Annotated in this window: 10 protein-coding genes and 1 pseudogene; 6 read left to right on the top strand and 5 right to left on the bottom strand. The window is 72.6% G+C overall.

The annotated features are described in order from the left end of the window. On the bottom strand, window positions 1-1,077 hold the full coding sequence (locus ABZW32_RS02280; protein ID WP_356210050.1) for a zinc-dependent alcohol dehydrogenase family protein: 1,077 nt from the start codon (window positions 1,075-1,077) through the stop codon (window positions 1-3). 177 nt (window positions 1,078-1,254) lie between these two features. On the opposite strand from ABZW32_RS02280, the gene ABZW32_RS02275 reads away from it, so the two are divergent. Further along, window positions 1,255-2,676 (top strand): MBL fold metallo-hydrolase, encoded by a 1,422-nt coding sequence (locus tag ABZW32_RS02275; protein WP_356210047.1) that lies wholly within the window; start codon window positions 1,255-1,257, stop codon window positions 2,674-2,676. A gap of 418 nt (window positions 2,677-3,094) precedes the next feature. Next, window positions 3,095-3,757: a CBS domain-containing protein gene (locus ABZW32_RS02270; protein ID WP_356210045.1), complete on the top strand. Its 663-nt coding sequence runs from the start codon at window positions 3,095-3,097 to the stop codon at window positions 3,755-3,757. A gap of 356 nt (window positions 3,758-4,113) precedes the next feature. Here ABZW32_RS02270 and ABZW32_RS02265 read toward each other — a convergent pair. Continuing rightward, a pseudogene (locus ABZW32_RS02265) lies at window positions 4,114-4,335 on the bottom strand (nitroreductase); the annotation flags it as partial. 385 nt (window positions 4,336-4,720) lie between these two features. Between ABZW32_RS02265 and ABZW32_RS02260 the strand changes: the two are divergent. Next, window positions 4,721-6,484: a GAF domain-containing protein gene (locus tag ABZW32_RS02260; protein WP_356210043.1), complete on the top strand. Its 1,764-nt coding sequence runs from the start codon at window positions 4,721-4,723 to the stop codon at window positions 6,482-6,484. A gap of 19 nt (window positions 6,485-6,503) precedes the next feature. On the opposite strand, the gene ABZW32_RS02255 is transcribed toward ABZW32_RS02260, so the two are convergent. Beyond that, entirely contained in the window at window positions 6,504-7,202 is a 699-nt protein-coding gene (locus ABZW32_RS02255) for a response regulator transcription factor (protein WP_356210040.1), read from the bottom strand. Between the two features lie 349 nt (window positions 7,203-7,551). On the opposite strand from ABZW32_RS02255, the gene ABZW32_RS02250 reads away from it, so the two are divergent. From ABZW32_RS02250 to ABZW32_RS02240, 3 genes are all read left to right on the top strand, one after another. Next, window positions 7,552-8,001 carry a pyridoxamine 5'-phosphate oxidase family protein gene (locus ABZW32_RS02250; protein ID WP_356210037.1) on the top strand — a complete coding sequence of 150 codons (450 nt, stop codon included), beginning with the start codon at window positions 7,552-7,554 and terminating at the stop codon, window positions 7,999-8,001. A gap of 82 nt (window positions 8,002-8,083) precedes the next feature. Further along, window positions 8,084-9,784, top strand: a complete 1,701-nt coding sequence (sulP, locus tag ABZW32_RS02245; RefSeq protein WP_356210035.1) for a sulfate permease — start codon at window positions 8,084-8,086, stop codon at window positions 9,782-9,784. A 503-nt stretch (window positions 9,785-10,287) separates the two neighbouring features. Further along, entirely contained in the window at window positions 10,288-10,731 is a 444-nt protein-coding gene (locus ABZW32_RS02240) for a helix-turn-helix domain-containing protein (protein ID WP_356210032.1), read from the top strand. 18 nt (window positions 10,732-10,749) lie between these two features. Here the strand turns inward: ABZW32_RS02240 and ABZW32_RS02235 are convergent, their stop codons facing one another. Together ABZW32_RS02235 and ABZW32_RS02230 are read right to left on the bottom strand one after the other, a co-directional pair. After that, complete coding sequence (locus tag ABZW32_RS02235) at window positions 10,750-11,595, bottom strand: ABC transporter permease (RefSeq protein ID WP_356210030.1); 846 nt, start codon at window positions 11,593-11,595, stop codon at window positions 10,750-10,752. Further along, on the bottom strand, window positions 11,592-12,521 hold the full coding sequence (locus ABZW32_RS02230) for an ATP-binding cassette domain-containing protein (RefSeq protein WP_356210027.1): 930 nt from the start codon (window positions 12,519-12,521) through the stop codon (window positions 11,592-11,594). Before ABZW32_RS02230 ends, ABZW32_RS02235 begins: the two co-directional genes overlap by 4 nt. Window positions 12,522-12,555 lie beyond the last annotated feature (34 nt).

The raw sequence follows: 12,555 nt of genomic DNA, 5'->3' as shown, positions 1-12,555 counted from the left end.
TCACTGCTCCTGGGGCGGCACGGTGACCGTGTCGTGCTGAGGTCCGCCGAGTACGACCTTGAGGGCGCCGGTTTCGCCTGCGTTGGAGAAGACGTCGTACGCCTCTTCCATCTGGTCCAGCTCGAAGCGGTGGGTGACCATCGCGGCCCCGGGCAGGCGTCCCGCGGCCATCATGCGCAGGAGCATGGGGGTGGAGTGGGTGTCGACGAGGCCGGTGGTGATGGTGACGTCCTTGATCCAGAGGTCTTCGAGGTGCAGGACGGCCGGCTTGCCGTGGACGCCGATGTTGGCGACCCGTCCGCCGGGGCGGACCATGCGGGTGCACATCTCGAAGGTCTCGGGTACGCCGACGGCTTCGATGACCGCGTCCGCGCCGAGCCCGTCGGTGAGGTCCTCCACCAGCCGCTCGGGCTCTTCGTCCGCGCTCGCGCTGGCATCGGCGCCGAGGTCGCGTGCGGCGGCGAGCCGGGACGCGGCGAGGTCGACGGCGATGATCCGCCCGGGACTGTAGAGCTGCGCGGTGGCGATGGCGGCCAGGCCGATGGGTCCGGCGCCGACCACGACGACGGTGTCGCCGGGGCGCACGTTGCCGTTGAGCACCCCGACCTCGTAGGAGGTCGGGAAGATGTCGGCGAGCAGGACGGCGTCGTGACTGGCCAGGGCGCTGGGCAGAGGGTGCACGGAGAGGTCGGCGAAGGGCACGCGTACGTACTCGGCCTGGGTGCCGTCGATGGTGTGGCCCAGGACCCAGCCGCCGCCTCCGCGGCACTGGCCGTAGTGGCCCTCGCGGCAGAAGCGGCAGCGCCCGCAGGCGGAGATGCACGAGATCAGAACGCGGTCACCGGGACGAACGCTGCGGACGTCGCCGCCGACCTCGACGACGGTGCCGACAGCCTCGTGACCGAGGATCCGCCCGGGTGTCACTTCCGGTACGTCGCCCTTGATGATGTGCAGGTCGGTGCCGCAGATGGTGACGGCGTCGACCCGGACGATCGCATCGGCGGCGTCCTTGGTGGAGGGGTCCGGGACGTCCTGCCAGGAGGTCTGTCCGGGCCCGTGGAAGACGAGTGCCTTCATGGCGCGGCCTTCTCTCTGTGTGCTGTGCGGGAGGGGGCCACCGTCAGGCTGTGCCCGTATCCCTCTGTCTCGCTTGGGCCGGTCGGTCCTTCCCCGGGACCGGCCGGTACCCGGCGGAGAGGGCGTTCCGGTGCGACGGTGGAGATCGGCATCCGTTCCGAAAGGAGGGCTGCTGCCATGTCCCAGTCAGCCCCGTTCCCCGCTTCCGCCCGCCCGGCCTTGCTGAGGTTCCTCGGCGGAGTGAGGACGGTCACCGGCAGCAAGTTCCTGGTCGAGAGCGACCACGCCCGGATCCTCGTCGACTGCGGACTCTTCCAGGGTGTCGCGGACCTGCGCCGCCGCAACTGGGACAAGCTGCCCTGCGACGCCTCCGACATCCACGCCGTCGTCGTGACCCACGCCCACCTGGACCACTGCGGGTACCTGCCGCGGCTGGTTCGGCACGGATTCCGCGGGCCGATCCTGACCAGCGCCACCACCGCCCGTCTCGCCGAGATCGTGCTCCGCGACAGCGCGAAGCTGCAGATGGAGGCCGCCGAGCACGCCAATCAGCACGGCTGGTCCAAGCACCGGCCCGCCAAGCCGCTCTACGACGATGACGACGTCGACCACACGGTCAGGTACTTCGACCCGGTACCGGTGGGCAGCGAGATCGAGATCATGGCCGGCACGAAGCTGATGCTGCACCACGGCGGGCACATCCTCGGCTCCGTCTGGGCGCACCTGACCCTGGAAGACGGCCACACCCTCGCCGTCAGCGGTGACCTCGGCCGCCCGGGACACCCGCTCCTCCTGCCGCCCGAGCCGTTCCCCGGCGCCGACGTCCTGCTGATGGAGTCGACGTACGGCAACCGCCGCCACGACCACGAGAGCGCGCGGCGCGAATTCGCCTCGGTGATCACCCGCGCACTGTCCCGGGGCGGGACCGTCGTCATCCCGGCCTTCGCGATCGACCGCACCGAGGTCGTCCTGCACGAGCTGGCCGCCCTGCGAAGCGACGGCGCCCTGCCCCGCCACGTACCCGTCTACGTGGACAGCCCCATGGCCTTGGCCGCATTGGACGTCTACCGCGACGCCGTACGGGCCCACTCGCCCGAGCTGCGCCCCGAGATCCTCGCCCAGGGCGAGACTGCGATCAGCCCGGAGCCCTTCCTGGCCGCCCGGACCGTCCAGGAGTCGATCGACATCAACAACTCCACGGGGCCGGCGATCATCGTCTCCTCCGCCGGCATGGCCACGGGCGGCCGGGTGCTGCACCACCTCCACCGGATCCTGCCCGACCCCCGCAACGCCGTGGTCATCGTCGGCTTCGCCGCCACGGGCACCCGCTCCCGAGACCTCGTCGACGGCGCCCGCACGCTCAAGATGTTCGGCGAGTACGTCCCCGTACGCGCCGAGGTCGCCGACGTACCGCACTTCTCCGCCCACGCCGACGCCGGCCAGATCATCGACTGGCTGCGCGCCGCTCCGGCCCCGCACACCACCTACCTCGTACACGGCGAGGAGACCGCCTCCGAGACCCTGCGCGACCGGATCGACGACGAGCTGGGCTGGACGGCCGTCGTACCCAAGTCCGGGGAGGCCGTCCTGGTCCGCTGACCCGGGCCTTTCGGTCCCCGCAGTGTGCACCGCGTGGCCCTCCCGGAGACCGGGGGCCGCCGAGCAGGGTGGATGCGAAGGGTTGGAGGCACTCCATGAGCACCATGCACAGCATCCTCGAAGCAATGGCACCGGAAGCCCGCGAAGCCTTGCTCGCCCACTCCCACCCGGTGACCCTCCCGGCCGGCACCCGCATCTTCAAGGAGCACCAGCGGGCCGAGAAGTTCTGGATCATCCAGCGCGGCTGCGGCCGTACGGGAGCTGTGCAACGAGGGCTCGGCCGTCGGTCGGTCCGTCTCCACCGCGGTCGCCTCCGTCATCGCCGACCGGCTCGACTCCGCCCGCACCCGGCTCTTCGACGTGTTCGCCCCTCACAACAGCGGCACCCCGCTCGCCCATGCACGCTGAGGACCCCGCCATGACCTCCACCCCGTACACCGTCGCCGACGTCATGACCACCAAGGTCATCGCCATCACCCCCTCGACCGGCTTCAAGGACATCGCCACCGCGATGGAGCGGTGGAAGGTGACCGCCCTCCCCGTCATCGCGGGCGAGGGCCACGTCGTCGGAGTCGTCTCCGAGGCCGATCTCCTGCCCAAGGAGGAGTTCCACGAGCACCGCCCCGGCTTGATCGAGCAGATGCGCCGCCTGGGCGACACCGCCAAGGCCGGCTCCACCAGAGCCGAGAACATGATGACCACGCCAGCCGTCACGATCCGCACCGATGCCACCCTGCCTCAGGCCGCCCGTCTCATGGCCGCCCGGCACATCAAGCGCCTCCCCGTCGTCGACGCCGACGGCACCCTCAAGGGCATCGTCAGCCGCGCCGACCTCCTCAAGGTCTTCCTCCGCACCGACGAAGAACTCACCGCAGAGATCCGCCGCACCGTCGTCGACCGCCTCTTCCCCCTCTCCCACGAGGCGGTCGAGGTCACCGTGGCCCAAGGGATCGCCACCCTGACCGGCGAGGTCCGCGACGGCGACCTGATCCCCCTGGCCGAACGCCTGACCCACTCCGTCGACGGCATAGTCGATGTCCGCTGCCAGCTCAAGCACCCAGCCGATGCCACCAGTTCCTGACATCACCCTCCCCAGAAGGAGAACGACCTGACTGGTACTCAACGTGGCTGCGAATCCTGTGAGCGCTTCCCGAAGGAGTCGGCCTCGCCGAGAGTACGAGCGCTTGATGGCCTGAAGTCGCCTGTTCTCGAATTCAGTGAGCCGGCGCTCCACAGGGGACTCCGGGGCGCTGATGGTCGGGGCGAGGCACCATTCACTGCCCGTCAGGCGAGACCAGACAAAGGTAGAAGCGACATCGCGCAGCGACTCGTCGGGGGGAAGCAGAATTGATGTCGAAGGCGAAAGGCCTTCTTCGCGGCAGGAGCGCATGATGCGAGGCGGGAGAATGCCTCACGCAATCCTTCCCGGCTGGTGGCCAGGCCGTCGGCGGTGGCCCGGAGGAGGACCCGCTCCAGCGCCTGACCGGCCAGCAGCCAGTCGGCCCGGGTGTCGCCCCGCGTGCCCAGCAGGGCCAGCCGGGGCCGCTTCTCGAACAAGGCCCACCCGCGGTCCGGCACCGGGCGGGCCCGCCCGAAGTCGCGTACGGGCGCCGGTCCGCCGGAGCTCCGGGGGCCGAACGCCCCGGCGGGTACGCCGTCGCGGCGCGTCGGGCCCGGACCCCCGTCCCCGCCCGTCCACGCGGCCGTCTCGGCCCGGACGAGCGGGTCCGCCTCCTCCAGGTGCTCCGCGTCGCGCACCAGCCCGAGCAGGGTCTCGATGTGCCAGGTGCCGGGGACGGCCAGGTGGCACCCCTCCAGACGGGCCGCCTCCCGCAGGCCGTCCAGGGATCGGCCGGGCGGCCGGGCCCGGGTAGGGCCGACCGGGGCCGTCCCGGGGCCGTAGGTCCCGACGGGTCCGTGGGGCACGGGTCCGTGGCGCGACGCACGGGGACCTCCGGGCCGGGTCCGGACGGGAAACCCCCTCCCTCCCGCACTACCGTGAAAGGGGCGACGACCTCCCGCTGCCGTCGGCCGGAGGTGGGACATGAGCGCAGACGGTCCGTCCGCCGGGGGCGGGGTGGGCGGCGTGCCACGGCTGCGGCTGGACGAGCTGCTCGACGAGCTCCAGGTGCGCATCGGCGAGGTCAGGGGCACCCGCGACCGCCTGAACGGCCTCCTGGAGGCCGTGATGTCGGTCGGCCGGGGGCTGGACCTGCCCCAGGTGCTACGGGGCATCGTCGAGGCGGCGGTGGTCCTCGTGGACGCGGAGTACGGGGCCCTCGGTGTCATCGGCGACGACCGGAAGCTCGCCCAGTTCCTGCCCGTCGGCGTCAGCGACGGGATCCGTGCCCGGATCGGGGACCTGCCGTCGGGCCACGGCATCCTCGGCGAGCTGATCCGCCACCCGGAGCCCCTGCGCCTGTCCGAGCTGTCCGAGCACCCGGCCTCGTACGGGTTCCCGGCCCACCACCCGCCGATGCACTCCTTCCTCGGCGTTCCCGTCCGCGTCCGCGAGGACGTCTTCGGCAACCTCTACCTCACGCAGAAGCGCGGTGGCGCGGAGTTCGACGCGGAGGACGAGGCGGTCCTGTCCACCCTCGCCGTCGCCGCCGGCATCGCCATCGAGAACGCCCGCCTCTTCGAGGAGGTCCGCCTGCGGGAGCGCTGGCTCGCGGCCAGCTCCGACATCACCAGCGCCCTGCTCTCCGGGTCGGCCCGGGACGAGGTCCTCGAAGGGATGCTGGAGCGGGCCAGGGACATCACCGGCGCCGACACGGGCGTCTTCTACCTCGTCGGACCCGGCGGCGAGCTGCGCGGCTCCCTCGCGGCGGGGCAGGGCGCCGAGGCGCACCGCGGCATCGTCCTGCCCGGCATCCGGGGCACGCTCGCCGAGGCCGCCATGGCGGGGGACGGCCTGGTCACGGTCGCGGACGTGGAGTCGGACCCGGGCGTCACCGTGCAGCCCGAACGCTGGGCGGGGTTCGGGCCGGCCGTCGCCGTCACCGTGGGCACCCGGGAGAAACCGAGCGGAGTCCTGGTGCTGGCCAGGCGCCGGGGCGGCCCGGTGTTCGCCGCCGCCGAGGTCGCCGGGCTCCCCGCGTTCGCCGGGCAGGCCGCCCTCGCGCTGGAGCTGGCCGACCGGCGCCGCGACGCCGAGCGCACGAGCATGCTGGAGGACCACGACCGCATCGCCCGCGACCTGCACGACCTCGCCATCCAGCGCCTCTTCGCCACCGGTATGACCCTGCAGAGCGCCCGGCGCTTCGTCGACCATCCAGAGGCCTCCGAACGGCTCGCGCGGGCCGTGGACGACCTCGACGCCACCATCAAGATCATCCGATCCACCATCTTCGGGCTCCGCTCGCACGGGTCCCCGGCGACCGGTGCGAAGCTGCGCTCCCGCGCCGTCCGGACACTGGACGGGGCGGCCGCCGCCCTCGGCTTCACGCCCGCGCTGCGCATGGAAGGACTGGTCGACACCGAGGTGCCGCCCGCGGTGGCCGACGAGGCCCTCGCCGTCGTCGGGGAGGCCCTGACCAACGTCGCCCGTCACGCGAGGGCCACCCGCGCGGAGGTCTCCCTCGCCACGGTCGACGGGATCCTGACCGTCACGGTGACGGACGACGGCATCGGACCGCCCGAGGGCGGCCGGCGCAGCGGTCTGCGCAACCTGGCCGAGCGGGCGCGGAAGCTGGGCGGCGCGATGGCCGTGGGGGCGAGGGCGGGGGGAGAGCCGGGCACGCTTCTGGAGTGGCGGGTCCCGCTGGCCCCGCCCCCACCCGCATCCCCGCCCGCCCGGCCTTTCTGACCTCGACGACGTCCGTGCGTTAGTGGTCCGGGACTTCGGTGTCGTGTCCGTGCACCTGGGCGGCGATCACGGCTGCCTGGACCCGCCGCTCCACTCCGAGCTTGCCGAGCAGACGGGAGATGTGGTTCTTCACCGTCTTCTCGGACAGGTACAGCCGCTCGGCGATCTGCCGGTTGGTGAGGCCCTCGCCGATCAGCTCCAGTACGTCCCGCTCCCGCTCCGACAGGGCCGCCAGCCGGGAGTCCTCCGGCTCCTCCACCGCTTCCGGACCGCGCAGCGAGCGCATCAGGCGGGCGGTGGTGGCCGGGTCCAGCATGGACTGGCCGGTGGCGACCGTCCGCACGGCGGCGACCAGGTCGGAGCCCTTGATCTGCTTCAGCACGTACCCGGCGGCCCCCGCCATGATCGCGTCCAGCAGGGCGTCCTCGTCGTCGAAGGAGGTCAGCATCAGGCACGCCAGTCCCGGCATCCGCGAGCGGAGCTCCCGGCAGACGGAGATGCCGTCGCCGTCGGGCAGGCGTACGTCGAGCACGGCCACGTCGGGGCGCAGCGCCGGCCCGCGGGCCAGGGCCTGCGCGGCCGTGCCCGCCTCGCCCACGACCGCGATGTCCGGTTCGGCGTCGAGGAGGTCCCGCAGCCCGCGGCGGACCACCTCGTGGTCGTCGAGGAGGAAGACCGTGACGGTCGACTCGGCGGAGGCATTCGGATCGTCGGACATGATCGCCCCTGGTTCGGCCCGCGCGGTGCGCTTCACCCCACATTGTCCCAGGACGGTGCACGAGGTACCTCGTGGTCGTCGGGTCGCCCGATCCGGCACGGCTCCGGCACCCCGCACCACCCCGCACCACCCGCCCCACCCACCCGTCCCGTCCCGTGCCGTCCCGTCCCGGGGAGGGGCCCAGTGGTCCGGATCCGGGCCCGACCGGCCCATGCCCCGGGCGGTGCGTCCGGAGAACCTGACAGCAGACGGCCGCCCCGTGCCCGCCGCCTCACCGCCCCGCGGACCCCGCGGATCCGGCAGCGGGCAGGCGCCCGGCGGCCGACCCGCTCGACCGAGGACGCCCGCCATGAACAGCCACCCGCCCGACGCCGTCCCACCGGGACGGCGGCTGGAGGAGCTCACCGCCGACGAGGCCCTGGCACTGCTCGGAGCGGCCGGACTGGGCCGCATCGTGTTCACCCGGCACGCGCTGCCCGCCGTACGCCCGGTCAACCACCTGCTCGACGCCGGCGACATCGTCGTCCGCCTCCAGGACGGACCGGCACTCGCGGCCCTGCTCGCGGACCGGGAGGGCGCCGGCGTGGTCGTCGCGTACGAGGCCGACGACATCGACCCGGCCACCCGCCTGGGGTGGAGCGTGGTCGCCACCGGCTACGCCACCGCCATCACCGATCCCGCCGAGACCGAACGCCTGGCGCGGCTCCTGCGGCCCTGGGTCGAGGGCACCGCATCGGGCGCCGTCCGCATCAGGCCCGACCTCATCAAGGGCTTCCGCCTGCGCGCGGACGGCCGGTAGCGGCCGGCCCGCGCGCGCTTCACACTCCCGCGCCCCTTCGCCCGCCACGATGGTGGGCCACGCGCGAGCCCCCGGAGGCGCCTTGTCGAAGCACGGACGGATCACCGCGACCCCTCCCGCCTTCCGTGCCTACCGGAGGGACTGGCTGGGCGCCGATGCCCTGGCCGGGGTCACGGTGGCCGCCTATCTCGTCCCCCAGGTCATGGCCTATGCCGGGGTGGCCGGGCTGCCGCCCGTCGCCGGTCTCTGGGCCGCCGTCCCGGCCATGGTCCTCTACGCCCTCAGCGGGTCCTCCCGCCTGCTGTCCGTCGGCCCGGAATCCACCACCGCCCTCATGACCGCCGTGGCCGTGGGACCGCTCGCAGCCGGCGATCCCGCCCGCTACGCGGCCCTCGCCGCGGCCCTGGCCCTCGTCGTCGGCCTGCTCTGCCTGGTCGCGTGGGCGGTCAGGCTCGGATTCCTCGCGGACCTGCTCTCCCGGCCCGTACTCGTCGGCTACCTGGCCGGGGTGGCCGTCATCATGATCGTGGACCAGTTGCCCCGCCTGACCGGCGTTCCCGGAGGCGGCGGCTCCGCCTTCTTCCCCCGGCTGCTCTCCTTCCTCCGCCACATCGGCGGGGCGCATGCGGCGACCCTGGCCCTGTCCGCCGCGTGCCTGCTCCTGCTGTTCACGCTGCCCCTGCTCTGGCGGCCGCTGCCCGGACCCCTCGTGGTCCTCGTCCTCGCCACGGCGGCGGTGGCGGTCTTCTCCCTCGACGAGAGCGCAGGCATCGCCGTCATCGGCGCCGTTCCGACGGGCCTGCCCGGGTTCGCCCTGCCGCGGCCGGCCGACTGCGCGGACCTGGTCCTGCCCGCCTTCGGTGTGCTCCTGGTCGGATACACGGACGTCGTCCTGACCGCCCGCGCCTTCGCCCGGCACGACGACCCGCATGCGCTGGACGCCAACCGCGAACTGCTGGCCCTCGGCGCGGCGAACCTGGGCGCCGGGCTCCTGCACGGCTTCCCCGTCAGCAGCAGCGCGAGCCGTACGGCCCTCGCCGAGTCCGCCGGTGCCCGCACCCAGGCGTACTCCCTCGTGGGCGCCGCGTGCGTGGTCGCGGTGCTGCTCTTCCTGGGGCCGCTGCTGACGCACGTCCCCGAGGCCGCCCTCGGTGCGATCGTCGTGTACGCCGCCGTACGCCTCGTGGAGGTCGGCGAGTTCCGGCGCCTCGCCGCCTTCCGCCGCCGCGAGCTCCTCCTCGCACTCGGCTGCACCCTCGGTGTCCTCGCCCTGGGCATCCTGTACGGGGTCCTGGCCGCGGTCGCCCTCTCCGTCATCGAACTGCTCGCCCGGGTCGCCCGTCCGCACGACGCCGTCCTCGGCATCGTGCCCGGCCTGGTCGGCATGCACGACATCGACGACCACCTGACCGCGCGCACCATCCCCGGACTGCTCATCTACCGTTACGACTCGCCGCTGTTCTTCGCCAACGCCGAGGACTTCCACCGCCGGGCCCTAGCCGCCGTGCACGCGCAGTCCGACCCGGTCCACTGGTTCGTCCTGAACACCGAGGCGAACGTCGAGGTCGACATCACCGCCCTCGACGCCGTCGAGGCCCTGCGCACCGAACTCGTCGAGCGGCACGTCGTGTTCGCCCTGGCCCGCGTCAAACAGGACCTGCGGGACCCGCTCGACGCCTACGGCCTCACGGCGACGATCGGCCGGGACCGCATCTACCCCACCCTCCCCAAGGCGGTGGAGGCCTACCACGCCTGGCAGCGCCACCAAGCCCCCGGCACGTGACGGCCGCCGCGACGGAGCGGGCCGACGCGGGTGTGGTCGCCGGGGCTTCGACGGCCGGGACCCGGACAACTTCTCGGCGGAGATCGCCCGGCTCACCCAAGTGGCAGTCGTCTATCGTAAACTCGGCAAAGCGGGTTGAGAGCCCCCGCCCGGTCTGTCCCCCGTCAGGCCGGGCGGGTTTTCCCTTTTTCACCCTCCCCGTGGTTCCCCCCGTTTTCCCCCGTGGGTCCCCCCGTTGTTTCCCCCGTTTCCCCCCGTGGTGCTTCCGGGTCGAGCGGGTGTGATCCGCCCGTCGCCGACCCCCATCCCCCGAGGGCCGGCCCTGCCCGGACCGACAGCCGCCAGCACATCAACTCGGCTACCCCCGTAAGCAAAGTTAGCTGCCAGCTATCGGCGAGGTCCACGGTGGCGGACTCTGGTCAGATTGTCAACTGAAGGCTAATCTGCGAAAATGCCGGATAGCTGAGAGCAATGTCGAGGAGGTGACGGAAGGGAGATTCGCAGTGTCGGAGACCGACGAACGGCCCAAGCTGGCAGTGCGTCTGGACAACCTCTTCAAGACGGTCCGGCCCAAGGGCAAGCACTGGACCAACGCCGAGGTCGCGGAGGAACTCAAGCGAGCCAACCCCGAACTCAAGGTCGGCGGTGTCTACCTGTCGCAGCTGCGCACGGGCAAGCGCTCCAATCCGTCGCCGGACCTGCTGGCCGCCCTCGCCCGGTTCTTCGGCGTTTCCGTCGCGTACTTCTTCGACGACGAGGTCGCCGAGTCCGTCCTCAGTGAGGTCGCCGCCATCGAGGCGCTGCGCCAGGCCGGAGTCCGCTCCGTGGCCATGCGGGCCGCCGGGATGAAGAAGGAGAACCTCCAGGCCATCACGGCCATCATGGACCAGTACCGGCAGCTCCAGGGGCTCCCGCCCGTCACCGACCCCTCGGAGGACCCGGAGTAAGGGTCCCCGGCGGCCGGCTCACACGTCGCGCCGGCGTACGACGGCCACCGCGAGGGCGACCGCGACCAGCGGCCACACCGCGTACACGGCCCAGGATCCGGGCACCGTGGCGTCGTGGACGTGGTGGATGTCGGGAAGGTCCCCCCAGTTCTGCACCAGGCGCTTCCAGGCGCTGACCACCATCACGTGGTTGACGTCGGCGGACCACTGCCGGGAGGTGCTGAAGAGCGGCGGCAGCATCACCAAGGTGAAGAGGGCGGCGGCCACGCTGCCCGGGGTGTGCCTGATCAGCGCGCCGAGGCCCAGGCCGACCAGGGCGCAGACCGGGGCCAGCAGCGAGGACGCCACCATGGCCCGGGCCACCCCGGGGTGGGTGAGGGAGACCCCGCCCTGCCGTCCGTCGAGGACGGCCTGGGAGACCAGGAAGGCGGCCAGGGAGATCACCGTCCCGACGGCGGTCCACACCGCCGCGACGACGACGGCCTTGGCCAGGACCACCGAGTGGCGTGCGGGTACGGCCACGGTGGTGGTACGGATCAGCCCGCTGCCGTACTCGCTCACGATCGTGACGGCCCCGACGCTGCCGGCGACGAGCATCAGCGTCATGTAGGCGCCGGGCGGGAAGGCGTCGAAGGGCAGGAACCCGCGGGACTGCCGCGCACCCGGGCCGGCCGCGGCGATGTCGTCGTGGTCCGCCAGCGCCGCGACGGCCGCGCATCCGACGACGAACAGCGCGGTGAGCGCGATCGTCCACCAGGTGGAGCGCAGGGACCGCATCTTGATCCACTCGGCGACGAGCAGATCACGGAAGCGGGCGGGAGGCGCGGCGACGGCGGCGACGGGGGCGGAGGCGCTTCGGATCATCGGGTCCGTCCTGTCGGGTACTCGACGCTGTCGGCGGTCAGTTCCATGAAGGCCTCCTCCAGGGAGGCGGTGCGCGGGGTCAGTTCGTCCAGCACGATCCCGTGAGCGAAGGCGAGGGCCCCGATCCGGTCGGCCGTCATTCCGGTCACCACGAGCCTGCGGGCGTCCGCCCGTCCCTGCGGTCCCTCCGGCTCCACCGAAGCTCCCTCGCCGGCCAGCAGCGCCGCCAGTTCGGCGGCCCGCGACGTGCCGACGACGGTGCCGGTCCGGGTGCCGCGGGCCGCGAACTCCCCGGCCGACTCGGCCGCGATGAGCCGGCCACGGCCGATGACGACGAGATCGTCGGCGGTGTTCTGCATCTCCGACATCAGATGGCTGGAGAGGAAGACCGTACGTCCCTCGGCCGCCAGCCGCCGGAAGAGGCCGCGCATCCAGAGCACGCCTTCCGGATCCATGCCGTTGACGGGCTCGTCGAACATCAGCACCGGGGGATCGCCGAGGAGGGCGGTGGCGATCCCGAGGCGCTGCTTCATGCCGAGCGAGAACCCGCCGATGCGGCGGCCCGCCGCCCCGGCCAGGCCGACCTCCTGGAGTACCTCGTCGACCCGGCGCGCCGGGATGCCGTTGCTGCGGGCCAGCGCGGACAGGTGGGCGGTGGCGCTGCGTCCGCCGTGCACCTGGTTCGCGTCGAGGAGGGCGCCCGCGTGCCGCAGTCCGCGCGGGTGGTCGCGGAAGGGGACGCCGGCGACGGTGGCGGAGCCGGCGGTGGGCCGGTCCAGGCCGAGGACCATCCGCAGGGTGGTGGTCTTGCCGGCTCCGTTCGGGCCGAGGAATCCGGTGACGCGGCCCGGCCGGACCGTGAAGGACAACCGGTCGACGGCGGTCTTGCCGCCGTAGCGCTTGGTGAGTTCGTTGACTTCGATCACAAGGGCAACCCTGCCGGGAGGCCGCTCCGCGGGC

Origin of the sequence: Streptomyces sp. NPDC004667 (assembly GCF_040609475.1) — a bacterium.
In the GTDB taxonomy this organism is placed as follows: Bacteria; Actinomycetota; Actinomycetes; order Streptomycetales; family Streptomycetaceae; genus Streptomyces.
This window is presented reverse-complemented; position numbering and strand designations above follow the sequence as displayed.

Coding starts and splice junctions, on each gene's coding strand:
- ABZW32_RS02270 (WP_356210045.1), top strand. CDS start 3,095: ATGACCTCCACCCCGTACACCGTCGCCGACGTCATGACCACCAAGGTC.
- ABZW32_RS02250 (WP_356210037.1), top strand. CDS start 7,552: ATGAACAGCCACCCGCCCGACGCCGTCCCACCGGGACGGCGGCTGGAG.
- ABZW32_RS02280 (WP_356210050.1), bottom strand. CDS start 1,077: ATGAAGGCACTCGTCTTCCACGGGCCCGGACAGACCTCCTGGCAGGAC.
- ABZW32_RS02275 (WP_356210047.1), top strand. CDS start 1,255: ATGTCCCAGTCAGCCCCGTTCCCCGCTTCCGCCCGCCCGGCCTTGCTG.
- ABZW32_RS02260 (WP_356210043.1), top strand. CDS start 4,721: ATGAGCGCAGACGGTCCGTCCGCCGGGGGCGGGGTGGGCGGCGTGCCA.
- ABZW32_RS02255 (WP_356210040.1), bottom strand. CDS start 7,202: ATGTCCGACGATCCGAATGCCTCCGCCGAGTCGACCGTCACGGTCTTC.
- ABZW32_RS02235 (WP_356210030.1), bottom strand. CDS start 11,595: ATGATCCGAAGCGCCTCCGCCCCCGTCGCCGCCGTCGCCGCGCCTCCC.